Below are 21,576 nucleotides of genomic sequence, written 5' to 3'. Positions count from 1 at the left end.
GATCGGCCGGACACCCGCGTGGCGGTCAGGCCGTGGACCGGTCGGCCCGGCGGACGGCGCCGCCGCGGGCCAGCGCCATGCCGCCGAGGAGCAGGGCCGCCGCCGCCAGGGCCGCGCTCACCAGCATCGGCGAGCGGAAGCCGAATCCGGAGCCGATGGCGAGACCGCCGAGGGTGGGGCCGACCATCGCGCCGATGTTGAGCGCGGCGGTCGAGAACCCGCCCGCGAGCGTCGGTGCGTCCGCCGCCGAGTAGAGGACCTGGGAGACCAGGGTGGAACCGACCGCGAACGAGAGCGCGCCCTGGATGAGGACGAGCGCGAACGCCGCGATCGGGCTGCCCGCGGTCATCGCGAACAGCACCCAGCCCACCGGCAGCGCGGACATGCCGATCCCCAGCAGATGCAGGGGCCTGCCGTCGGCGAGGCGCCCGCCCACGGCGACGCCGGCGAACGCGCCGACGCCGAACACCACCAGCGCGGCGGGGACCCAGCTCTCGCCGAGCGCGGTCACGCCCGTGACCACCGAGGCGAGGTAGGTGAGCGTGCAGAACGTCGCACCGTTGACCAGGGTGCCGAGCAGCAGCGTCACGGCCGGCCGGGGCCTGCCCAGTGCGCGCAGCTCAAGGCGCGCGCCGGGTGCGCCCGGGTCTGCGGCATCGGCGGGCACGGCCCGCAGGATCGCCAGGGCCGGCGGGACGGAGATGACGGCCACCGCCCAGAACGCCGAGCGCCAGCCCCACTGCCCGCCGATCAGCGCGCCGAGCGGCACGCCGGCGACGAGGGCGATGGTCACGCCGCCGAGCAGCACCGAGGTGGCGCGGCCCTTGGAGTTCGCGTCGACCATCGCCGTCGCCGCCGTCAGGGCGACGGCGAGGAAGCCCGCATTGGCGAGCGCGGCGACCACCCGGGTGGCCAGCAGCACCGGGAAGCTGCCGGTGACCGCGCCCAGCACGTGCACCAGCAGGAAGACGACGAGGAAGACCAGCAGCGTCGCACGGCTGGGCCAACGCCGGCTCAACAGCGCGACCAGCGGTGCGCCGATGACCATCCCGACGGCGAACGCCGAGGTCAGCGAGCCCGCGGTGGGGATGGACACGCCGAGGTCGGCGGCGATGTCCGGCAGGAGGCCCGACAGCATGAATTCCGAAGTTCCCTGGGCGAATACCGCGAGCCCGAGAACATAGATGGCGAAAGGCACGAACAAGCTCCACGACTCATCGAAAGAGGTGGGATCGGATTCAGCGCGCCCCGGCCGCGTGCTGCGGCCGGAGGCGGCGGTACCTGAAGGAGGTCCAGGCGAGAGATGTCAGACGATGGCGAATCGGCCGCGGATGGGGCCCGGTCAGAGGAATGACTCACTCAGGACGCGGGTGCTCACGCGGCTGCGAAGACGCCACCGGTGGTGCCGGTGGCTACCTTCTTGACGCCTCTGGGCTGGACACGAGCGGAAATGTAGCAGCGCCGTCGCGGGCCCGTCCACCTGTCAGTTCCCGGACGGTCGAGCCGCGTCCCGGCGTTCTTCCGCGAGGTCCCAGATGGAGGGGTGCCGCCGGACCAGGCCGGCGATCGCCAGTTCCAGGCGCTCCTCATCGGTCATGTCGTCCGGCACCGCCCGCTCCTGCAAGGGCACGATGCGTTCGAGTTTCGCTGACATGGGCCACCAGTACGCCATGTCGGCCTCCGCCCGGGCGGCCACTTCGGCCTCCTCCAGCAGGGCCAGTTCCCGGTCGAAGCGCGCCAGCGCCTCCGCCGTGCTCCGCTCCGTCGCGGCGTCGACCGCGATCACGTGCGCCAGGTAGGCGTCCCATTCGGCGGCGAGGTCGTCCTCGGGGAAGTGCACCCGTTCGACCCAGAACATCGTCTTCTCGGCCTCGCCCGCATCGTGGTGTTCCCAGGCGATCCAGCATCGTGGTGACAGACCTTCCACTGCCACCGGTTCCACGGCGTCGGTGCGGACCTCGGCCTTCCGCCACGTGTAGGGGCTGGTCGTGGTGTGAACGGTGACCATTCCCTCCGCTGGGCCGGGCATCATCTCCCCCTCGACGCCCATGAAGGGCCCGCCGACCACCCTGACGATCACCGAATCCACGGACGCGGCTCCCCTCCCACTGGAATACGCCCAGCACTATAGAGCGTCAACCCGAACCCGGGCGGCGACCCGACCGACGGCACCGCCCCCCTGTCGGCCACAGGCGACGAGGCACGCACGACCATTCGCACACTCCTCCCGATCCGATCGGCGCCGCCTTTCCGGGCGACCGAAACCCCATTGTCGTCACGCCAGGTAAGGGAAGAACCAGCCTGAGTCACACACGCAGGTCAACCGCTCCCGCACCAGGCCGCACGGACCGGGCGGACGCGTGAAGGCCCGACTCGAAAGCCGTGAATCCTCCGTCGCGACGGAATCACCCCGAGGTGGAAAGGGTGACTCGCCGATCACGTAACGCGCCTTGCGGACCGGCCTCCTGGACGCCACTCGAGGCGATGGCCCTGTGTACAGATGATCTAGGTCTGGCCCGGTCGTAGCATGAAGGTGACGCCCGTTCCGGAACGGCCGACGGACGGCCCGTAGGACATCGCGCACAGAGAATCCGTCCCAGGACGGAAAGGGCGCGGGGGTTGTGGGTGATCACTTCATATCGATCACCTCCGACCAAGGAGCGTCATGAGGAGAAGAACCACTGCGGCCTCCTGCTCGCCGCCGTCCTGGCGGCGGGCGGCGCGGCCGTCCCCTGGGAGGCGGTGCAGGTCGCGCGGGCCGCGCCGGCCGGGGGCGGGCCTGCCGCCCTGCCCGCGGGCAGCACTGGACGGTGATGTTGCTGACCGGCGACGTGCCGGACGGCGCCGACAAGGTCGCGCCGTTCTCCAGCGCAGGGCCCCGGCGCGGCCGGCCCGCGGCCAAGCCGGAGATCACCGCGCCGGGCGTGGACATCGTCGCCGCCCGCGCGGCCCGGACCATCGGGGGCCGCCCGGTCGACGACCGCTACACGCTCATGTCGGGGACGTCGATGGCGGCCTCGCACGTCGCGGGCGCCGCCGCGCTGCTGCTCCAGAAGCACCCGGACTGGACGGGGGCGCAGCTGAAGGCGGCCCTGGTCGGCGCGTCGCACCCGCTCGGCGGGGACGTCTACCGGCAGGGCGCCGGACGGCTCGACGTGGCCGCCGCCGTGTCCGCCCCGCTGGTCGCCACCGACGCCGTCCCGCACGCGGGCACCTCGGCGTACCCGGGCCGTCCGGCGCTGACGACCAGGGTCGGCTTCGCCTCCGCCGGCCCGGCGCTGACCGCCGACCAGTCGGTTCGGGTCACCGACCGCGCCGGCAAGGAGTACCCCGGTGCCGCGAGCCTCGCCGAGGCGCGGCTGGCCGTCCCGGCGAACGGCGCGGCCAGGACGGTGTTCACGCTCGACGCCGCCAAGCTCGCGGCGCATCCCGGCCTCTACATCGCCCACGTCACCGCCACGAGCGGGGGCACCACGGTGCGGACGCCGGTCACCTTCGAGGTCGAGCCCCCGAGCCGCACGCTGACGATCGTCGGGAAGGCGCTGCCGGACACCCGGGTCTTCGCCGGGGCCGCGACCGTCACGAGCCTGGACGACACCGCCCCGATGGACGAGTGGGTCCGGCTCGAAGGGCCGGACACGCCGCTTCGGATGCGGGTGCCCGAGGGCCGGTACTCCGTGCTCGGCACCGTCCAGGACGGCGATCAGGAGGCCGCCGGCAACCGGATGGCGCTCGGCGGCGACCCCGACGTGAAGGTGGACCGGGACGTCACCGTCACGATCGACGGGACGAAGGCCAAGCAGTCCGTCGCGTCGGTGCAGGGCCGCGCGACCACGGCCGGATCGGTGCGGGCCGTGGTCGCGCAGGGCGACGACCACGCCTCCTGGGTCCGGGTGGTGTGGGCGTACGCCCCGGACAGCAAGGTCTACCTCCAGCCCAGCGAACCGGTGTCGACGGGCTTGCTCCAGACCTACCTGACCGTCCGGCTCAGCGCGCCAGACACCGTGTGGGATCTGATGGAGCCGCTCGGCGCCCAGGGGCTGCCCGCCGACCCGGCCTTCACCGTGACGCCCGTGGTGCAGCAGCGGCTGGCCCGCATCGACCAGCGGTTCGCCGCGTTCAACGGGGACACGGGCAAGGCCCCGGTGGCGACGCGCTACGGCGTCTTCCCCGAAGGATTCCTGGCCAACGACGACTCCTCCGAGGTGAAGCCGGGTTCGACCCGCACCGACTACGTCAGCACGGGCGAGGGCAGGCGCTGGGCGGAGTCGGTGCTCCCCGGCCCGACGGTGGAGTCCGGGGAGGGCGAGACGCCGTGGGCGGAGGTGGAGCCGCTCGTCGTCTACAAGCCCGGCAGCCGGGTCACCAAGAGCTGGGGTGTGCAGCCGCAGCACCCGGGCTTCATCGCGGCCGGGGCCGATTCCCTCAGCGTCCTTCCCCACGAGCCCGCCACCCGCACCCGGGGGCATCGGCGAGAAGCTCTCGAACCTCGCCGAGTTCAAGGTCGGGGAGAAGCCGGCGACCTACCGCCTGACCTATGACGCCGACCTCTCCAGGCTGCTGCCGGCCGCGAACCGGACCTCCAGCACGTGGACGTTCCGCTCGTCCGGCGCCGACGCGGGCCGCGGTGTCGCGAATCTGCCGATGCTCCAGGCGCAGTACGACCTGGGCTGGACCTGATGAACCGCCCGACGGGCGCGCCCGCCACGTTCACGGTGGCGCGCGTCGGCGGGACCGCGCCCGCGGAGGTCACCGGGCTGAAGGCGTGGACCTCGCTGGACGACGGCACGACGTTCCAGCCCGTCGCGGTCGCACCGCAGGGCGGCGGCCGGTTCTCGGCCACGTTGCCGAAGCCGGGCGCGGGCCGGAAGGTGACGCTCCGCGTCAGCGCGCAGGACAAGGGCGGCAGCGGCCTCGACCAGACGATCCACCGTGCGTACTGAACGCCCCCGGCCGGCGTCACGACGTGGCCGCCCCTTTCGGGAAAGCGGAAGCCGCCTGCGGTTGATACCTATGCGACCGCCATCCGCGATAGGGAAAGGCACCACATGACAGGGGAGCCCTCACCCCGTCCGGCCGACGACTTCGAGGGGGTCGCCGACCTCTATTTCGCCGAGATCCGCCGGTACGGGGCCAAGCGGCTCGGACCGGACGCCGCCGCGGACGTCGCGGCGCAGACCTTCCTGGAGGCGTTCCGGCAACGTCGCCGCTACAACCCGGAGCGCGGGTCCGTGCGCACCTGGCTGTACGGCATCGCGACCAAGGTGGTCGGCAGGCATCACCGGTCCGAGTCGCGCGCCCTGCGGATGTACGCGCGCCTCAGCCCGGACCGCGACGCCGAGGAGCACACCGAACGGGTCGACGCGCGGGTCAGCGCCGAGGGCCTGCGCGGCGAGCTCGGCGCGGCGATCGCGGCGCTGCCGCGCGGGCAGCGCGACGTGCTGCTGCTCGTGGCCCTGGCCGACCTCAGCCACCAGGAGGTCGCGACGGCGCTGGGGATTTCCTACGGCACGGTCGGCTCCCGGCTGAACCGGGCCCGGACCAGGCTGCGCAAAGCGCTGGGCGGGACGAATCCGATGCTCACTTTGGAGGAACAGCATGGATGAGGTGCAGATGGTCCGGGAGTACTACCCGGAGCCCGCCGCGGCCCCCGCAGGGGAGGTCGGCCGGCTGAAGGCGCTGCTGGCCGAGCCGCCGCGCCGGTCCCGGCCGCGGCTGGGGTGGGGGCTGGGCGGCCTGGTCGTGGTGGGCGCGGCGGCGACCGTGGCGGTCACCCTCGTCGGGGGGAACACGCCCGTGCCAGGTCCGGTGAACCTGAACGGCACGGGGACGGTCCTCGCGGCGGCGGCGAAGGCGGAACAGCAGCCGATGGGCAGGTACTGGTACTCCCGCGAAGTCGCGGGCCAGTCCTACATCATGCGTCCGAAGACCGGGACCTACGCGGTCACCGGCGCGCTCGGCGAGATGTTCAGCTGGTCGGACGTGCGGCCCGGGGCGGGCGGGCAGGTCTCCAGCCGCGACCTACCGACCCGTCCGCTGACCGAGCGGGACGCGGCACAGTGGCGCAGGGCCGGGTCGCCGTCGAGCTTCCGCGTCTGGTCGAACGACCACTACACCACCTTCACCACCAAGGCGACGAGTTGGCAGACGGGCGGCATAGCCCCCGAGAATACGAGGTTCCTGGACGGCAGGTCGGTCGAGGACATCCAGCGGCTGCCCACCGACCAGGCCAAGCTCACCGAGATGTTCCTGACCCACCCGAGGCTGAAGTCCAAAGATCCGGTGCAGAGGATCTGGGCGGAGAAGGTCCAGCGGAGAGTCACCATCGATGGCAAGCTCGCAGCGGTGGGGGGGTTCCTGAGGAACGCCCCGGTCCAGCCGAAGGTCCGGGCGGGCCTGATGCGGGCGCTGGCGGCGCAGCCGGGCATCCATGAGATCGGCCGCGCCACCGACCCGCTGGGCCGTGCGGGCGTCGCGCTGGCCTCCGACGACCGCGCCGTGACGAACGCCGACGAGTACGGCGTGCCGAAGGCCGAACTGGGCACCTACCGCTACCGCAGCGTGGTCATCTTCGATGAGCGCACCGGCGCGGTGCTGTCCAGCCAGGATGAGCTGACCAAGCCGGGTGGACCGTACGCGGAGATGAAGCCGGGCTTCGTCACCTACTACGCGGCCACCCTCAAGGCGGGATGGACCGACGCCAAGCCCCAGCCCCCGGCCGGCCTTCCGTTCGACTGACCCTCGACCGGCGTACGGCCGCCCGAGCGCCTCGTCGTCTTCGTCCGCCATCCGCGACCGAAGGCGACGAGGCGCCTACGACCATTCGCTCGAGGTCGCCCGAGGGCGGAAAGGGTGACTGGTCGATCACGTAGCGCGCCTTGCCGACCGGCATCCTGGACGCCACTCGAGGCGACGGATCCGGGTATAGATGATCTAGATCTTGCCCGGTCGTATCCGGCGCGCCAGGCTTCGCCCGCCGATACCAATTCGAGCCTTGAGCGAAGGCCATCGGCGCTGTTAGCTTCAGCCGGTGGACGACATGCGTGCACAGACGGCGGTGATTGCGGACTTCGCGGCGATTCTTCGCGAACTGCGCAAGTCGGTAGGCAATCCACCTTTCCGGGAGATGTCCGGCAGGTCCGGGGCGATCTCGCACACGACGTTGCATGAAGCCGCGAAGGGGCACAGGCTCCCGAGTTGGGGGACCACGGTCGAGTTCGTCAAGGCGTGCGGAGCGGACCCGGCCGCGTACCGCGAACGCTGGGACGAGGCGAACCGGGTGGTCAGGTCGGCGATCGCCGGGGCGGCCGAGACCGTCCCGGGCACCGCCGTGGACCGTCCGCCGAGTGGGCTCGCGGCCACCACCACGGGTTCCGTGGAACGTCCTGCCGTGCACATCGCCATCGAGTCACCGGTGCCTTGGCCCGTGGGCGAGGCATCGGTATCCGCGCCCATGCCGCCGGCACCGCCCGCCGCGATCGCGGATGTCACCCAGCCGGGCCTCCCCGGGCCGGGAGGTCGAGGGCGATTATGGTTGACCCGCCCGGCTGCGATCGCGCTCGCAGCGGCGGCCGTCGGTATGGGGACGGTGGTCGTGGTCGCCGTCTACCGCGGCTCCGGGCAGGAAGGGAACGGTCCGGAACCGTCCGGCAGCCCCTCGGAGGCCGCGCTCACCCCGGCCGACTGCCCGGTGCACGCGTCCAACCCGGCGGCGGCCCCGCCGACACGCGAGGGCGATGCGGCCGTGTTCATCGCGGACGTCACGCTGCCCGACTGCGCCCGCGTCCACGCCGGCAGGACCGTGACCAAGATATGGCGGCTCAAGAACGCCGGGACGGTGCCGTGGGAGGGATATTCGCTGTGGCGCCTCGACTCCCCACAGCAGGCCGACCAATGCCAGACCATCCCGCACGTTCCGATCAACGACACGTCACCCGGCAAGACGGTCGACATTCGGACCGACATCACCACGCCGAGGAAGCCGGGTTTGTGCTACGTGCGGTTCAAGATGGTGGACGCGGCCGGAAAGGTCGCGTTCCCCGGTAACCGGCCGGTCAACTTCCAGGTCATCGTCGAAGGACCCTGATTCCCCGCCGCGGAGTGCACGGCGGGGAACCAGAGCCCGATGATCCGCGGGGCTCAGGAGAGAGCGATCCCGCTGTAGTAGGACTTGAGGATGGTGGAGTAGCTCGACCCCGCGTTGGCCTTGTCGCGAGAGCCGTACTGCGACATCCAGTCGCCGGTGACCCATCCGCCGCACGCCGTGGTCGTCGCGCAGTACTGGGCCTGAAGGATCTTCCCGCTGCGGGTCATCCGGGTCCCCCACGTCGCGTCCACCGCGGCGTTCGTCGACGCCGTCGCGGAGCCGGGCTTGTAGACCTGGCTCGAGGTGTTGTCGTAGACGTCGAAGCACGCGCCGCCCGAGGTCTTGCGCGTCGAGTGCAGCGCCCAGTACCAGCCGTAGCTCTTGACGGCCATCGCCCCGGACTTGAGCGACTCCGCCGGCCAGCTCGTCACCCACTCGTTGGGCAGGACGTTCTTGACGTAGGTCTCGAACGTCACCCGCTCCACGCGGTTGAGGGACACCCGGTACACCAGGATCGAGGTGGGCAGCGTGCTGTCGGTGCCGTCGGTCTTGCACCCGGTCGGCGGCGGTGTCGAACTCAGGAACTGGTGCGAGGCGTTCTGGTTCTTCAGGCTGGAGTTCAGGTTGCCCTTGGCGCCTGCCTTGAAGTCCTGGTAGGTGCCGCCGTAGTTGCTGTTGAAGTAGACGCGGACGGTCTTGGTGCTGCGGTTCCAGACCGAGGCGGCCTGGTTCTTGACGCACTCGCCCTTGCCGGCGCCCGTGCCCTTGTAGTCGTAGCAGGACGGCTGGGTGGTGCCGTAGTCGGAGACCGAGCCGGTGAAGTCCGAGATCGATCCCGCGTTGCCGCTGTTGAAGTAGTAGCAGAACTCGCCGTTGTCGCAGACACCGTCACGGCTCGCAGCCGAGGCGGGCGATGCCGGGATGAAGGCGGTCCCGCCGAGCGTGAGCGCGGCGGTCGCCGCGGCGAGCCGCGGGATCAGGCGCGCAGTCCGTTTCGACACAGTTGTCTCCTCTTCCGTGGAGGCCGCGGCGTGTTAGCGGACGTTGTAGCCCTGGGAGTTCCAGAACGAGGTCGGGTTCGGGTTGTCCAGCGTCGGGTCGCTGACGCTCTTGGCCGCGTGCGTCTGCTTCCCGAGGCGCATCTCGACGTGGGTGTGCGCGGACGCGCTGGACGACACCCCGTGCCACGCCTCGTCGGCGATGACCTGGCCGCGGCTGATCTGCTGGCCCACGGCCAGGGCGGCCCGCGGAGCGGAGTGCAGGTAGATCACCGTCTTGTTCAGCGAGGAGTTGTAGACGGAGATCGTGGAGAGGCCCCCGCTGCCGTTGGCCCCGCGCGCGATGTAGATGACCTCGCCGGCCACCAGCGCGTGGACGTCGGAGCCGATGCCGCGGGCGATGTCGATGCCCTCGTGCCGTCCGGGGGTGGTGGTGTAGCCGTCGAAGCCGCAGGTGATGCTGCCGCCGCTCAGCGCGTACAGCCCGTACGACATGTTCGTGCGCGACGACGGGTTGAACTCGTGCGAGGCGTTCTGGTTCTTCAGGCTGGAGTTCAGGTTGCCCTTGGCGCCTGCCGCGAAGTCCTGGTAGGTGCCGCCGTAGTTGCTGTTGAAGTAGACCCGGACGGTCTTGGTGCTGCGGTTCCAGACTGAGGCGGCCTGGTTCTTGATGCACAGGCCCTTGCCGGCGCCCGCACCCTTGAAGTCGTAACAGGACGGCTGAGTGGTGCCGTAGTCGGAGACCGAGCCGGTGAAGTCCGAGATCGATCCCGCGTTGCCGCTGTTGTAGTAGTAGCAGAACTCGCCGTCGTCGCACACGCCGTCACGGCTCGCCGCCGAGGCGGGCGAGGTGAGGGCGGCCGCCCCCCCGCTGAGTGCGAGCGCGGCGGTCGTCGCGGTGAGGATCCTTGTGAGCCTACTCATGCTGTTCTCCTTCTGAGGTGCGGAGCCTGGGTCCGGATCAGTCAGCGGAGCTGGTACTCCTCCCACGTGCGGATGGTCACCTTCGGGCCGTCGTCCGGGCCGCGGCCGGCGAGCCCGTTCAGACCGAGGTAGTAGTCACCGGTCTGGTGCTGGGCGCTGCTGGACAGGTCGGTGTCGTTGATGGCGACGGCGTGGATGTGCCACGGCCAGTCGTCCTGATCGGGATTGCGCACCCAGGCCGCGAAGCCGACGACGCGCAGCGCGCGGGCGACCGCGGTGCGGGTGGCGGCGTCCATCCCCTCGACCGAGATGTCGACGACGCCGCCGCCGTCGTGGGTGCCCGCGGACGTGGGGTCGCCGCCGGGGTTGTACGACCCCTGCTCCAGCACGAGGTCGCGGACGAGCAGCCGCTTCGCCTCGGCCAGCATGCTCCGTGTGCGGGTGTTGATGACGACGTCGCCGCTGGCCACCCGGTCACCCGGCTGGATGACGTGGGTGACGGTGTAGCGGTCGGCTCCGAGCTTGGTGAGTGACGTCTTGCCCGGCAGGCCACTGGCGTCCAGACCGGTGTAGCCGAGCGACTTCTGGTACTTGGCGAAGGCGGTGACCGTCGTGGTGCCGAAGTAGCCGTCCACCCACTGCGCGTCGAGCAGCTTCCGGTCGCGCAGCGCCTGCTCGACCAGGAGCACGCTGGCCTTGGCGCCCGGAGTCAGCGTGTCGTCAGCCCGCCGCGGGTCGATCTGGGCCGCCTTGACGGTGGCTTCCATGTTCACGTTCGGCAGGGCCTTGGCGTCGCCGCCCGCCGCCTGCGCCGCGGCCGATCCGGTCAGGGAGGCGAGCAGGGTGGCCGCGACGAGTGCGGCGGCGCATGAGGGTACTTTCATCGAGTCTCCTGAGTGCGGGCGCTGGGGGAGCGGAGCCCGCGACGAGTTCACGGTCACGGATGTGCGCACGCGTTCACAAGAAGATCGTTGTTGTCAGCCTGTTCGCCGTGCACTCCCGTACAGGCGTACGCGCGATCTGACACGTGACGCGGTGACGGGCGGAGTGGTGCTCAGGCAGGTCGGAACGGGGCTCGGTGTGCGAAGACTTCCGAGCGTCCTCAGGAGGCGGTGGCCGCGAAGGGCCGGCCGCCATCGACCTCGCCGGTCTGGACCACTGATCCCGCCCCGGCCACCGCAGGGCCGTGTGCGGTCAGGACACGGGGGGGGAGTCTTCCTACAGGGTGAACCGTCGGCGGAACTCGTCGAGGTCATCGTCGGCCCGCCCCGCGCCGCCAAGGGCGCGGGGCGGCTCGGTCAGGCCGATGGTCCGGGTCGCGGGCCCTGCGCGGGGCTCATTCGGCGGGAAGGTCGAGCAGTTGCTCGATGCGGCGCTGGGTGACGAGGTCCAGGCTCTCGTCGAGGTCGTCCCCGTAGTTCTCCAGTGCGACGTTGAGGTGGCCGATCATCGCTGCGCGCGAGGTCTCCGGGTCGGCCGCGCGGATCGCGTCGAGGATCTGCTGGTGGTAGGGGACACCCTCGCGGGAGACCAGGGGGTCGCCGAGGCTGCGGAGCATGAGTTCGAAGGTGAGCGTGGTGATGGAGCCGAACATCAGCTCGATGACCGGGTTGCGGGAGGCCCGGGCCACGGCCGCGTGGAAGGCGATGTCGGCCCTGGCCTTCGCCAGCAGGTCCTTGGCGCGGTCGAACCGGTCGAGGCACTCCTGGAGCGCCTCGATGTCCGCCTCGGTCGCGTTGAGGGCCGCCAGCGAGGCGGTTTCGCGCTCGAGTGTCACCCTGGCCTGGATCAGGTCGCGAGGAGTGGGCCTGTGCTGGCGGTAGAGGGTGTCGAGGGGGCGGACCGCGTCGGTCACCCGCACGTCGCGGACGAACGCGCCACGGCCCGGGTGGATCTCGATGAGCCCGCGCTCCTGGAGCCCGCGGAGCACTTCGCGGATCATCGGCCGGCTCACCCCGAACCGGCCGGCCAGGACGCGCTCGGACTCCAGTTGGGACCCCGGGTCGGGGTGGCCGGACAGCAGTTCGAGCTCCAGCCGCTCGGCGACGCTCTGCTTGGATGCCCCGCGGCCTCCGGGTGTCCTCTGGTCCGCAGCCTCGGCCACGTGGTCGCACCGCCTTCGCTCTCTGGTCGATTCAGCCCGATTATGGACTGTCATCTCTGGTTGAACAGGGAGCAGCCGCCGTCCGCAAGCAGGGTAGTGCCGGTGACGTAGTCGGCGTCGGCCGAGCACAGGAAGGCCGTCACCCGGGCCACTTGCTCGGCCGTCTGCGGGTATCCGAGCGGAATGGCCTCGCCCGCCCGTTCCGCGTAGGCCGGCTCGTTCTCCAGTTGCCATTTGGCGAGCCCGGCCGCCACGATCCCGGGGGCGACGACGTTCACCAGGACCCCGTGGGGCGCGAGTTCCTTGGCCATGGACCGGGCCAGCATCGCGACCCCCGCCTTCGAGGCGCTGTAAGCCGCGATCTCCAGCCAGGGGACCTCGCCGACCCAGGAGCCGACCAGGACGATCCGCCCGCGCTTTCCGTCCGCCACCATCCCCCGGGCGGCCGCCTGGGCGAAGTTGAAGCAGCCGGTGAGGTTGATGTCCAGGTGGCGCCGCCACTGGTCGGCGGTGATGTCGAGGAACGGGCTGGATTCGACGATCCCGGCGCCCGCGATCGCGATGTCGGGCGTACCGATGGCCTCGAGGGCGGCGGCGACCTCGGCGTGGTCGCGGACGTCGACCCGCACGTAGTCGACCGGGCCGTGCGCCGACGCCGTCTCGATCCAGCCGGCGGCCTCCGCCGGGTCCTTGACGTCCAGCAGGGTCACGCGGGCGCCCCTGCGGGTCAGTTCCGCGGCGATGGCGGCGCCGATGTCGCCCGCTCCGCCAGTGATCGCCGCGGTGCGCCCGGCTAGTTCGGACAAGGGAACCACCTCGCTTGGTTAACCGGTAAGACCGGTCAACCATATAACGCCCCCCGAGTCGGAGACGTCGTTACGCATTCGAGATGAAAGGGCTCTTGACGTGCGCTTTCGTCTCCATGACGCTTGGCTGGCCGGACTGGTCAGACCGGTCAGGCCGTAATGATCTAGAGTGGGTTTGGAGGGCGGATGCCTCTGTTCGAAGCGGTCGGAGTGCGCAAGCGCTTCGGAGGTGTGGACGCCCTGCGGGGCGTCGACTTCAGCATCGAGCCCGGCGAGGTCGTCGGGCTGATGGGCGACAACGGCGCCGGCAAATCGACGCTCATGAAGGTGATCGCCGGCGCCTACCGCCCCGACGAGGGCGAGCTGCGGATGGACGGCGAACCGTGCGCGTTCACCGGTCCCCGCGCCGCCGCCGACCACGGCATCGCGGTCGTCTACCAGGATCTGGGCCTGGTCGACGAACGCACCGTCGCGGCCAACGTCTTCCTCGGGCAGGAACCGCGCCGGTTCGGCGTGGTCGACGGGCGGCGCATGCGCGCCGAGGCGCGGCAGGTGCTGGACCAGTTGCGCATCCGCATCCCCTCGGTGCGGATGCCGGTCGCCGGCCTGTCGGGTGGCCAGCGGCAGTGCATCGCCATCGCCCGAGCCGTCCACCGGGGCGGGCGCCTGGTCCTGCTGGACGAGCCCACGGCGGCGCTCGGCCCGCAGCAGCAGGACAACGTGCTCTCGCTGATCAAGGATCTCAAGAAGCAGGACAAGGCCGTGGTCGTGGTCTCGCACAACGTTGACCACGTGCTGGCGGTCGCCGACCGCGTCGTGGTGATGCGCGGCGGAATGGTGTCGGGCGTGCGGCGGGTCGCCGAGACGACCGCCGCGGAGGTCGTCGGCCTGATCCTCGGCGACACCGCCGCGTTCGCGCTCGACGGCGCCCAGGACTCCCAGGGAGAAACACCATGACCCTCCAGCAGGAGATCGCCGCGGCCTACCGGGTCGACGACTCCGCCGGCACCCCGCTGCGCCGGCTGCTCGGCGCCCGCGAGTTCGGCGTCTTTGCAGCCACCATCGTGATCTTCGTGGTCTGCGCGATCGGCGCGGACGGCTTCCTGGCCACCGACAACCTGCTGTCGATCGCCCAGCAGATCGCCATCCTGGGCATCGTCGCGACCGGCATGACGTTCCTGGTCATCGCCGGGGAGATCGACCTGTCGGTCGGCTCGCTGCACGGCTTCCTGGCCGTCGAGCTCGCCTGGCTGGTGACCAAGGTCGGCGTCCCCATCGGGACGGCGGCCCCGCTGGCCATCCTCACCGGCGCCGCCGTCGGCCTGGTGAACGGCCTGATCACCACGAAGTTCAAGATTCCCTCGTTCGTGGTGACGCTCGCGGCGCTGTCGGTGCTGCGCGGCGCGGCGCTGCTGCTGGCCAACGGCGTCCCGGTCCGCGGCTCGCGCGACTCCGCCTTCATCGGCCTGGTCTCCGGCACCCCGCTGCCGCACCTGGCCGCGCAGGTGCTGTGGCTCGTCGCGATCGTGGCGATCGGCGCGTACGTGCTGACCAAGACCAAGTTCGGATTCGACGTCTACAGCGTCGGCGGCAACCGGTCGGCCGCCGCCGGGGCCGGCATCCCGGCCGACCGGGTGAAGATCTCCTGCTTCGCGCTCACCGGCGCGCTGACCGGCGTGGCCTCGGTCATCCTGGTCGGCTGGCTCGGCAGTGCCAACCCGCTCACCGGAAACGGCTTCGAGCTCGGCGTCATCGCCGCCGTCGTCGTCGGCGGCGCCGGCCTGGCCGGCGGCACCGGCAGCCTGCTGGGCACCCTGCTCGGCGCCGTGATCACCGGTGTGATCACCAACGCACTGGTGCTGTTCGGCGTGGACGGCAACTGGCAGCAGGTCGCCACCGGGGCGCTGATCCTGGCGGCCGTCATGCTCAACCAGCTCGTCGCCCGGCGCTCACCGCACCGCCGGCACTGATCTCCCTTCCCACCCCACCCGAAGGACACCGTCATGACGAACCCCCTGTCCCGCCGCGGCCTGCTGATCGGCGGAGGATCGATCGCCGGCGCCGGGCTGCTGGCCGGATGCGCCAGCGAGAAGGAGAGCGGTGGCGGCGGCTCGCACTACCGCAAGGGCGACGGCCCGCAGAAGGGCAAGAAGGTCATCTTCGTCGTGCACGACAAGAACCCGTTCTTCGCGCCCGTCCAGCGCGGATTCGAGGACTTCGGCGCGCTGATGGGCTGGAAGACCCAGTTCATCGGCCCGCCGGCGCAGGACGTGCAGAAGACCGTCGAACTTCAGGCGAGCGCCCTCAACGCCAAGCCGGACGGCGTCATCTTCACCCGGATCGACAACAGCTCGTTCGACGGGAACATCCGCAACGCGCTGGCCGGTGGGACCAAGGTGATCCTGTCCAACACCGCCGGCGACGACTACCAGAAGTTCGGCATTGGCTTCGTCGGCCAGGACTTCGTCTCGGCGGGCCAGGTGTGCGGGCGGCAGATCGCCGAGTACGCCAAGAAGCGCACCGGCCGCTCGTCCGGCGTGATCGTGTGCGGCAACTTCGCACCCGGCAGCAGCGCCCTCGAGCAGCGCGTCCAGGGCATCAAGCAGGGGATCGAGGCCTCCAACAAGGAGAACGGGACCTCCTACACCACCGAGGTCCTGGTCACCAGCACCGACGAGTCCAAGGCCGTCTCCTCCATCGACGCCAAGTACACCTCGCGCAAGGGCGGGATCGTCGGCTGGGCGATGGCCGCGTTCGACCACCAGTTCGTCGCCACCTGGGCCAAGGGCAAGAACCTCACCGGCAAGTTCGGCGTCGGCGGGTTCGACCTGGTCCAGCCGGTCCTGGACGCCGTCAAGGACGGGGCCATCGACTTCTCGCTCGGCCAGAACCCCTACGCGCAGGGCTGGATCGCCGCCGCCCTGCTGGCCGAGGAGTTCGACCCCGGCTACCCGGCCCGCTACTACGACACCGGCGCCGAGGTCGTCAACGCCTCCAACATCGCCGCCGTCGCCAAGCGGGAGGCCCGGTTCTCCTGAGCCGGCCCGCCCATTCGCCAGAGAGACCTTCATGAAGATCACCGCGCTGGAGACGATCCGGCCCCATGTCCAACCCAACCTGCTGTTCGTCCGCCTGCACACCGACACCGGCCTGATCGGGCTGGGCGAGGCGTTCTTCGGCGCCCGCGCCGTCGAGGCGTACCTGCACGAGACCGCCGCGCCGGTGCTGCTGGCGGCGGACGAGGTCAACCCCGGCCGGATCTCCCGGCAGCTCACCGGCTACCTTGGGTACCAGGGCGCGGGGGCCGAGACCCGGGGCAACGGCGCCGTCGACATCGCCCTGTGGGACCTGCTCGGGCAGGCGTCCGGCCTGCCGCTGGTCGACCTGCTGGGCGGCGCCGTCCAGGAGGACGTCGAGATCTACAACACCTGCGCCGGCCCCGGCTATGTGAGCACCTCGACCCGCCAGGAGTCGGGCAACTGGGGCTTGTCGGGCGGGGGCCGGTACGAGGACCTGGACGCCTTCCTCAACGAGCCGGCCCGGCTGGCGCGGGAGCTGTGGGACGAGGGCGTGCGCGGCATGAAGGTGTGGCCGTTCGACCTGGCGGCCGAACGCACCGGTGGCAACGACATCTCACCGGCCGACCTGGAGCGCGGACTGGCGGTCGTGCGGGCCATCCGCGAGGAGGTCGGGTTCGACATGCGGCTGATGGTGGAGCTGCACGGCCTGTGGAACCGGCCCGCCGCGGAGAAGATCATCAACGGGCTGGCGCCGTACCGGCCGTACTGGGTGGAGGACCCGCTGCGGGCCGACGCCACCGCCGCCTACGCCGAGCTGGCGCGGGTGCCCGGCGTGCCGGTGGCGGCCGGGGAGACCTGCGTCGGGCAGCGCGGCTTCCAGGCGCTGCTCGACACCGGCGGCGTCGACGTGCTCACCCTCGACATCCAGTGGACCGGCGGGCTCACCGAGGCCCGCAAGGTCGCCGCCCTCGCCGACGCCCGGGGGATCCCGGTCGCGCCGCACGACTGCACCGGCCCGGCGACGCTGGCGAGCTGCGTGCACTTCGCCTGCGCCCAGCCCAACGGGCTCATCCAGGAGACCGTCCGGGCGTTCCTGCGGACCTGGTACGACGAGCTGGTCACCGGGCTGCCGGTGATCGAGGACGGCCGGATCCGGCCCGGCCGGGCGCCCGGCCACGGGGTCCGGCTCCGCGACGGCGTCGCCGACGGCGCCGCCGTCGAACGGTGGGTGACCTCCCGGTGAGGGCGGCCCGCTGGCACGGGCCGGGCGACGTGCGGGTGGTGGACGTCCCCGCTCCCGAACCGGGCCCCGGCGAGGTGCTGGTGGAGGTCGAACTGTGCGGCCTGTGCGGCACCGACGTGGAGATGAGCCGGGACGGCGCGCCGGGCGCGGGGCCGCTGACCCTCGGCCACGAGGTCGTGGGCGTGGTCGCCGCGCACGGGCCCGGCGCCGCCGATGACGCGCCCCCGGCCGGGACCCGCGTCATCCCCGACGTCGTGCTCGGCTGCGGTGCCTGCTGGTGGTGCGCCCGGCACCAGGAGGGACTGTGCGAACGCCAGCTCGTCCGGGGGATGGGCGTCGACGGCGGGATGGCGACCTGGATGGTCGCGGACGCGGCGACGTGCGTGCCGGTGCCGTCCCTGCCGCCCGAGGTCGCGGTGTTCGCCGAACCGGTCTCGGTGGCGGTGCGCGCCCTGCGCAAGGCCGGCGACGTCACCGGCGGGACCGCGCTGATCCACGGCGCCGGGACCATCGGTGTGCTGCTGGCGCAGGTGGCGCGGGCGGCGGGCCTGTGCGCGGTGGTGGCCGAGCCGGCCGCCGGCCGCCGCGACGTCGCCGCGCGCGCCGGGGCGCTGGCCGTCGAGCCCGCCGAGGCCGCCGCGACGGTGGCCGGCCTCACCGCCGGACGCGGCCCCGACGTGGTGTTCGAGTGCAGCGGCGTGCCGCGGCTGCTGGGCGAGGCGGTGAGACGGTGCCGCCGCGGCGGCACCGTCGTCGCGGTCGGCTTCGGCTCCGGCCCGGCCGAGCTGCCCGTCGACGCCCTGGTGCTGGGTGAGAAGCGGCTGCTGGGAACCGCCGCGCACGTGTGGGACGAGGACATCACCGCCGCCGTCCGGCTGCTGGAGTCCGGCATCGTGGACGTCACCGCCATCCCGATGCGGGTGGCCGCGCTGGAGGAGGTGCCACGCCTTCTCGCCGCGCCCGACCCGGCCGTGCTCAAGACGGCCGTCCGCCCCGATGCGGCCTCGGCGCCGCCGGACGAACAGGAGGACGCATGAACGACCCGATCACGGCCGAGCCGGTCCTGCGCACACGCGCGGAGGTCGGCGAGGGGCCCGCCTGGGACGCCGCCGCCCGGCGGCTGGTGTGGGTCGACATCACCGCCTCGACCGTGCACCGGTTCGACCCCTCGTCCGGACTGGACGAGGCCGTCGACGTGGGCACGCACGTGGGAGCGGCCGTCCCGGCGGACGGCGGCGGCCTGGTCCTGGCGGTGCGCGACGGCATCGCCCGGCTGACCGGCGACGACCGCGTCGTCATGGAGGCGCGGGTGGAGGCCGACAACCCCGGCAACCGGATGAACGACGCCAAGTGCGACCCGTCCGGACGCCTGTGGGCGGGCACGATGGCCTACGACGAGTCGCCGGGAGCCGCCGCGCTCTACCGGTACGACGGGCGGCGGGCCAGCACGGTGCTCACCGGCCTGACCCTCGCCAACGGCATGGGCTGGAGCCCGGACCGCGCCACCATGTACCACATCGACAGCCGCACCCAGCGGATCGACGCCTACGTCTACGACGACGCGACCGGCGAGATCCGCGACCGGCGCACCGTCGTGGACATCCCGGCCGCCACAGGGATGCCCGACGGGATGACCGTCGACGAGGACGGCTGCCTGTGGGTGGGGCTGTGGGGCGGCGGAGCCGTGCACCGCTACACCCCCGAGGGGGAGCTCGACCGGATCGTCCGGCTCCCCGCGACCCAGGTGACAAGCTGCGCCTTCGGTGGCGAGCGCGGCGACGTCCTCTATGTCACGACCGCCGCCTACCGGCTCGGCCAGGCGGAGCTCGCCGAGCAGCCGCTGGCCGGCTCGCTGTTCGCCGTCGACGCCGGCGTGGCCGGCCCCGCCGCCACCCCCTTCACCGGAGGACCCCGATGACCCATCTCGTCCGCTACGAACTGGACGGCGCCGTCCGGACCGGAGTGCAGGAGGACGACCGGCTCCACCCGCTCGACCGCACTCTCGCCGAGCTGCTGCGGCTGCCGCTCGCCGACCTCCGCCGGACGCTCGACGAGGCCACGGCCGGGGCACCGGTCCCGTCCGGGCACGCCCGGACGCTGGCCCCCGTCGAAGGACGCATGGAGGTGTGGGCGGCCGGCGTCACCTACCGCCGCTCCCGCGAGGCGCGGATGACCGAGAGCGCGACGGCCGCCGACGTCTACGAGCGCGTGTACGACGCGCCGCGGCCCGAGCTGTTCTTCAAGTCGGCGGCCTGGCGGGTGGTGGGCGACGGCGGCACCATCGCGGTCCGCGACGACTCCGAAGTCGACGTCCCCGAGCCCGAGCTCGCCGTCGTCGTCAACGCGCACGGTGAGATCGTCGGTTACACCGTCTGCGACGACGTCAGCTCGCGCACCATCGAGGGCGAGAACCCGCTGTACCTGCCGCAGGCCAAGGTCTTCCTCGGCGGCTGCGCCGTCGGCCCCGCGATCCGTCCGGCGTGGCAGGTGCCCGACCCGTACGCGCTGGGCATCCGCATGACCATCCGGCGCGACGGCGAGGTGGCCTGGTCGGGGGAGACCGGGACCGACCAGCTCCACCGCCGCCTGGACGACCTCGTCGACCACCTGTTCAGAGCCGACGTCTTCCCCGACGGCGCCGTGCTGGCGACCGGCACCTGCCTGGTGCCCGACCTGCCGTTCACACTGGCGGCGGGCGACACCGTGGAGATCGCCATCGACGAGGTCGGGGTGCTCGCCACGCGGGTGGTCCGCGGTCTGCGCCCCCTGCTGGACACTATGAAGGAGTCGATGTGAGGACCGTCCAGTCGATCGACGTGCGCACCGGGCGTGCCGTGCAGGACGTCGCCGAGGAGAGCAGCGTCGAGCAGGCCGCTGCGGCGTGCGCCGCAGCGGCGGGCGCCGCCCCCGCGCTGGAGGCGCTCGGCGCCGCCGGCCGCGCCGCCCTCCTGCGCGACATCGCCGCCGAGATCGAGGCCGACGGTGAGGAGATCGTCGCCCTTGCCGACCGGGAGACCGCGCTCGGCGAGGTGCGCCTGCGCGGCGAGGTGGCGCGCACCTGCGGGCAACTGCGCTTCCTCGGCGAGGTCGTCCTCGACGGCGACCACCTGGGCGTGGTCATCGACCACGCGGATCCGGCCGCGGCACCGCCGCGGCCCGACCTGCGGCGCATGCGGGTGCCGCGCGGCCCGGCCGCGGTGTTCGGTGCGAGCAACTTCCCGCTGGCCTTCAGCGTCGCCGGCGGCGACACCGCCTCCGCGCTGGCCGCCGGGTGCCCGGTGGTGGTCAAGGCGCATCCGGCGCATCCGGCCACGTCCGTCGCGGTCCACGCGGCGGTGCGTCGGGCCGCCGCACGCGCCGGCGTCCCGGACGCGGTGGGCCTGGTGCACGGCCAGGAGGCCGGTGCCGCCCTGGTGACCGATCCGCGGATCACCGCGGTCGGGTTCACCGGCTCCGTGCGGGGCGGCCGAGCCCTGTTCGACCTGGCGGTGTCGCGCCCGGACCCGATCCCGTTCTTCGGTGAGCTGGGCAGCGTCAACCCGCTCGTGGTGACCCCGCAGGCCGCCGCCGAGCGCGCCGAGGCCATCGCCGCCGGGTTCGTGGGGTCCTTCACGCTCGGCCTCGGCCAGTTCTGCACCAAGCCGGGGCTGGCGTTCGTGCCGTCCGGTCCCGACGGCGACCTGCTGGTGGACACGGCCGCCCGGCTGGCCCGCGAGGCCGCCGGCGGCACCATGCTGACCGCCGGGATCCAGGCCGCCTACACAAGTGGCGTGCAGCGGCTGGCGACGCAGCCCGGCGTCGAGGTGCTCGCGCGGGGCGAGGGCACCGCGCCCGCCCTGCTGTCGGTGCCGGCGGCGTCCCTGTCCGAGACGCTGCTGGAGGAGTGCTTCGGCCCCGTGGCGGTCCTGGTGCGCTATGACTCCGCCGACGAGTTGCTACAGCGGCTTTCAGTCCTTCCCGGCAGCCTCACCACGACCCTCCACCTGGGGGACGGCGAGCGGGACCTGCCCGCCCGGATCCTGAGCACGGTCGCCCGCACGACGGGCCGCGTCGTCTGCGACGGCTACCCGACCGGGGTGGCCGTGACCTGGGCGATGCACCACTCCGGCCCCTACCCGGCGGCCACCGACTCGGCCCACACCTCGGTCGGGGCCGCGGCCGTCGACCGGTTCCTGCGCGCGGTCGCCTTCCAGGACACCCCCGACCCGCTGCTCCCGCCCGAGTTGCAGGAGGCCAACCCCCTGAACGTGCCACGCCGAGTGGACGGGGCCATGCGTTCCTGAGAGCCGCCGGGCGAATCCCACGGACATCGGCGCCGGCCTCGCCGGCCCGCGCGTCCGCGTCGATAGGGAAGGTGACGGGTTCTGGTCCCTGCCGGTCCGCAGTGTCCGGATC

General features: G+C 72.1%; 22 protein-coding genes. 14 read left to right on the top strand and 8 right to left on the bottom strand.

The features are described from left to right. Positions 1–25 precede the first annotated feature (25 nt). The gene (locus QP090_RS12665; RefSeq protein ID WP_285938957.1) at positions 26–1,198 is read right to left on the bottom strand and encodes a Cmx/CmrA family chloramphenicol efflux MFS transporter; all 1,173 of its coding nucleotides are present in this window, start codon (positions 1,196–1,198) and stop codon (positions 26–28) included. A gap of 285 nt (positions 1,199–1,483) precedes the next feature. Next, entirely contained in the window at positions 1,484–2,089 is a 606-nt protein-coding gene (locus QP090_RS12660) for a hypothetical protein (RefSeq protein WP_285938956.1), read from the bottom strand. 536 nt (positions 2,090–2,625) lie between these two features. Here QP090_RS12660 and QP090_RS12655 point away from each other — a divergent pair. The 5 genes from QP090_RS12655 to QP090_RS12635 all read left to right on the top strand — a co-directional run bounded on the left by QP090_RS12655 (position 2,626) and on the right by QP090_RS12635 (position 6,738). After that, positions 2,626–2,814 (top strand): hypothetical protein, encoded by a 189-nt coding sequence (locus tag QP090_RS12655; protein WP_285938955.1) that lies wholly within the window; start codon positions 2,626–2,628, stop codon positions 2,812–2,814. After that, complete coding sequence (locus QP090_RS12650; RefSeq protein ID WP_285940067.1) at positions 2,814–4,541, top strand: S8 family serine peptidase; 1,728 nt, start codon at positions 2,814–2,816, stop codon at positions 4,539–4,541. Before QP090_RS12655 ends, QP090_RS12650 begins: the two co-directional genes overlap by 1 nt. 138 nt (positions 4,542–4,679) lie before the next feature. Next, positions 4,680–4,943 (top strand): hypothetical protein, encoded by a 264-nt coding sequence (locus QP090_RS12645; protein WP_285938954.1) that lies wholly within the window; start codon positions 4,680–4,682, stop codon positions 4,941–4,943. Positions 4,944–5,048: 105 nt separating this feature from the next. After that, the gene (locus QP090_RS12640) at positions 5,049–5,606 is read left to right on the top strand and encodes an RNA polymerase sigma factor (protein ID WP_285938953.1); all 558 of its coding nucleotides are present in this window, start codon (positions 5,049–5,051) and stop codon (positions 5,604–5,606) included. Further along, a complete protein-coding gene (locus QP090_RS12635) occupies positions 5,599–6,738 on the top strand; it encodes a CU044_5270 family protein (protein ID WP_285938952.1) in 1,140 nt (379 codons plus the stop codon). The genes QP090_RS12640 and QP090_RS12635 overlap by 8 nt, the downstream gene beginning before the upstream one ends. A gap of 285 nt (positions 6,739–7,023) precedes the next feature. Here QP090_RS12635 and QP090_RS12630 read toward each other — a convergent pair whose 3' ends face one another. Then, positions 7,024–7,491 carry a hypothetical protein gene (locus QP090_RS12630; protein WP_285938951.1) on the bottom strand — a complete coding sequence of 156 codons (468 nt, stop codon included), beginning with the start codon at positions 7,489–7,491 and terminating at the stop codon, positions 7,024–7,026. A gap of 43 nt (positions 7,492–7,534) precedes the next feature. Here QP090_RS12630 and QP090_RS12625 point away from each other — a divergent pair, with 43 nt between their 5' ends. Next, positions 7,535–8,086 carry an NBR1-Ig-like domain-containing protein gene (locus QP090_RS12625; protein WP_285938950.1) on the top strand — a complete coding sequence of 184 codons (552 nt, stop codon included), beginning with the start codon at positions 7,535–7,537 and terminating at the stop codon, positions 8,084–8,086. A 53-nt stretch (positions 8,087–8,139) separates the two neighbouring features. On the opposite strand, the gene QP090_RS12620 is transcribed toward QP090_RS12625, so the two are convergent. The 5 genes from QP090_RS12620 to QP090_RS12600 form a co-directional block, all read right to left on the bottom strand. After that, positions 8,140–9,087 carry a SpoIID/LytB domain-containing protein gene (locus QP090_RS12620; protein WP_285938949.1) on the bottom strand — a complete coding sequence of 316 codons (948 nt, stop codon included), beginning with the start codon at positions 9,085–9,087 and terminating at the stop codon, positions 8,140–8,142. Positions 9,088–9,120: 33 nt separating this feature from the next. After that, on the bottom strand, positions 9,121–10,008 hold the full coding sequence (locus QP090_RS12615) for a peptidase inhibitor family I36 protein (protein WP_285938948.1): 888 nt from the start codon (positions 10,006–10,008) through the stop codon (positions 9,121–9,123). Between the two features lie 41 nt (positions 10,009–10,049). Further along, on the bottom strand, positions 10,050–10,892 hold the full coding sequence (locus QP090_RS12610) for a peptidoglycan-binding domain-containing protein (protein ID WP_285938947.1): 843 nt from the start codon (positions 10,890–10,892) through the stop codon (positions 10,050–10,052). Positions 10,893–11,344: 452 nt separating this feature from the next. After that, positions 11,345–12,112, bottom strand: a complete 768-nt coding sequence (locus QP090_RS12605) for a FadR/GntR family transcriptional regulator (RefSeq protein WP_285938946.1) — start codon at positions 12,110–12,112, stop codon at positions 11,345–11,347. A gap of 50 nt (positions 12,113–12,162) precedes the next feature. After that, on the bottom strand, positions 12,163–12,918 hold the full coding sequence (locus tag QP090_RS12600) for an SDR family NAD(P)-dependent oxidoreductase (protein WP_285938945.1): 756 nt from the start codon (positions 12,916–12,918) through the stop codon (positions 12,163–12,165). Between the two features lie 186 nt (positions 12,919–13,104). Between QP090_RS12600 and QP090_RS12595 the strand changes: the two genes are divergently transcribed. From QP090_RS12595 to QP090_RS12560, 8 genes are read left to right on the top strand one after another with little or no spacing between them, the layout of a single operon-like run. Continuing rightward, entirely contained in the window at positions 13,105–13,875 is a 771-nt protein-coding gene (locus QP090_RS12595) for an ATP-binding cassette domain-containing protein (RefSeq protein WP_285938944.1), read from the top strand. Further along, entirely contained in the window at positions 13,872–14,888 is a 1,017-nt protein-coding gene (locus tag QP090_RS12590) for an ABC transporter permease (RefSeq protein WP_285938943.1), read from the top strand. The genes QP090_RS12595 and QP090_RS12590 overlap by 4 nt, the downstream gene beginning before the upstream one ends. 33 nt (positions 14,889–14,921) lie before the next feature. Continuing rightward, positions 14,922–15,956, top strand: a complete 1,035-nt coding sequence (locus QP090_RS12585; protein ID WP_285938942.1) for a substrate-binding domain-containing protein — start codon at positions 14,922–14,924, stop codon at positions 15,954–15,956. 31 nt (positions 15,957–15,987) lie between these two features. Further along, positions 15,988–17,181: a mandelate racemase/muconate lactonizing enzyme family protein gene (locus tag QP090_RS12580; RefSeq protein ID WP_285938941.1), complete on the top strand. Its 1,194-nt coding sequence runs from the start codon at positions 15,988–15,990 to the stop codon at positions 17,179–17,181. After that, on the top strand, positions 17,178–18,218 hold the full coding sequence (locus QP090_RS12575; RefSeq protein WP_285938940.1) for a zinc-dependent alcohol dehydrogenase: 1,041 nt from the start codon (positions 17,178–17,180) through the stop codon (positions 18,216–18,218). The genes QP090_RS12580 and QP090_RS12575 overlap by 4 nt, the downstream gene beginning before the upstream one ends. Next, a complete protein-coding gene (locus QP090_RS12570; RefSeq protein WP_285938939.1) occupies positions 18,215–19,099 on the top strand; it encodes an SMP-30/gluconolactonase/LRE family protein in 885 nt (294 codons plus the stop codon). The genes QP090_RS12575 and QP090_RS12570 overlap by 4 nt, the downstream gene beginning before the upstream one ends. Beyond that, positions 19,096–19,977, top strand: coding sequence for a fumarylacetoacetate hydrolase family protein (locus tag QP090_RS12565; RefSeq protein ID WP_285938938.1), 882 nt, complete (start codon positions 19,096–19,098; stop codon positions 19,975–19,977). Before QP090_RS12570 ends, QP090_RS12565 begins: the two co-directional genes overlap by 4 nt. Further along, positions 19,974–21,464, top strand: a complete 1,491-nt coding sequence (locus tag QP090_RS12560; protein WP_285938937.1) for an aldehyde dehydrogenase (NADP(+)) — start codon at positions 19,974–19,976, stop codon at positions 21,462–21,464. Before QP090_RS12565 ends, QP090_RS12560 begins: the two co-directional genes overlap by 4 nt. Positions 21,465–21,576 lie beyond the last annotated feature (112 nt).

Origin of the sequence: Actinomadura xylanilytica (assembly GCF_030283145.1) — a bacterium.
In the GTDB taxonomy this organism is placed as follows: domain Bacteria; phylum Actinomycetota; class Actinomycetes; order Streptosporangiales; family Streptosporangiaceae; genus Spirillospora; species Spirillospora xylanilytica.
Note: the sequence above shows the minus strand (reverse complement) of the source record. Positions and strands in the feature narration are given on the sequence as shown.

Coding starts and splice junctions, on each gene's coding strand:
- QP090_RS12610 (WP_285938947.1), bottom strand. CDS start 10,892: ATGAAAGTACCCTCATGCGCCGCCGCACTCGTCGCGGCCACCCTGCTC.
- QP090_RS12595 (WP_285938944.1), top strand. CDS start 13,105: ATGCCTCTGTTCGAAGCGGTCGGAGTGCGCAAGCGCTTCGGAGGTGTG.
- QP090_RS12585 (WP_285938942.1), top strand. CDS start 14,922: ATGACGAACCCCCTGTCCCGCCGCGGCCTGCTGATCGGCGGAGGATCG.
- QP090_RS12565 (WP_285938938.1), top strand. CDS start 19,096: ATGACCCATCTCGTCCGCTACGAACTGGACGGCGCCGTCCGGACCGGA.
- QP090_RS12590 (WP_285938943.1), top strand. CDS start 13,872: ATGACCCTCCAGCAGGAGATCGCCGCGGCCTACCGGGTCGACGACTCC.
- QP090_RS12650 (WP_285940067.1), top strand. CDS start 2,814: ATGTTGCTGACCGGCGACGTGCCGGACGGCGCCGACAAGGTCGCGCCG.
- QP090_RS12570 (WP_285938939.1), top strand. CDS start 18,215: ATGAACGACCCGATCACGGCCGAGCCGGTCCTGCGCACACGCGCGGAG.
- QP090_RS12645 (WP_285938954.1), top strand. CDS start 4,680: ATGAACCGCCCGACGGGCGCGCCCGCCACGTTCACGGTGGCGCGCGTC.
- QP090_RS12615 (WP_285938948.1), bottom strand. CDS start 10,008: ATGAGTAGGCTCACAAGGATCCTCACCGCGACGACCGCCGCGCTCGCA.
- QP090_RS12635 (WP_285938952.1), top strand. CDS start 5,599: ATGGATGAGGTGCAGATGGTCCGGGAGTACTACCCGGAGCCCGCCGCG.
- QP090_RS12580 (WP_285938941.1), top strand. CDS start 15,988: ATGAAGATCACCGCGCTGGAGACGATCCGGCCCCATGTCCAACCCAAC.
- QP090_RS12640 (WP_285938953.1), top strand. CDS start 5,049: ATGACAGGGGAGCCCTCACCCCGTCCGGCCGACGACTTCGAGGGGGTC.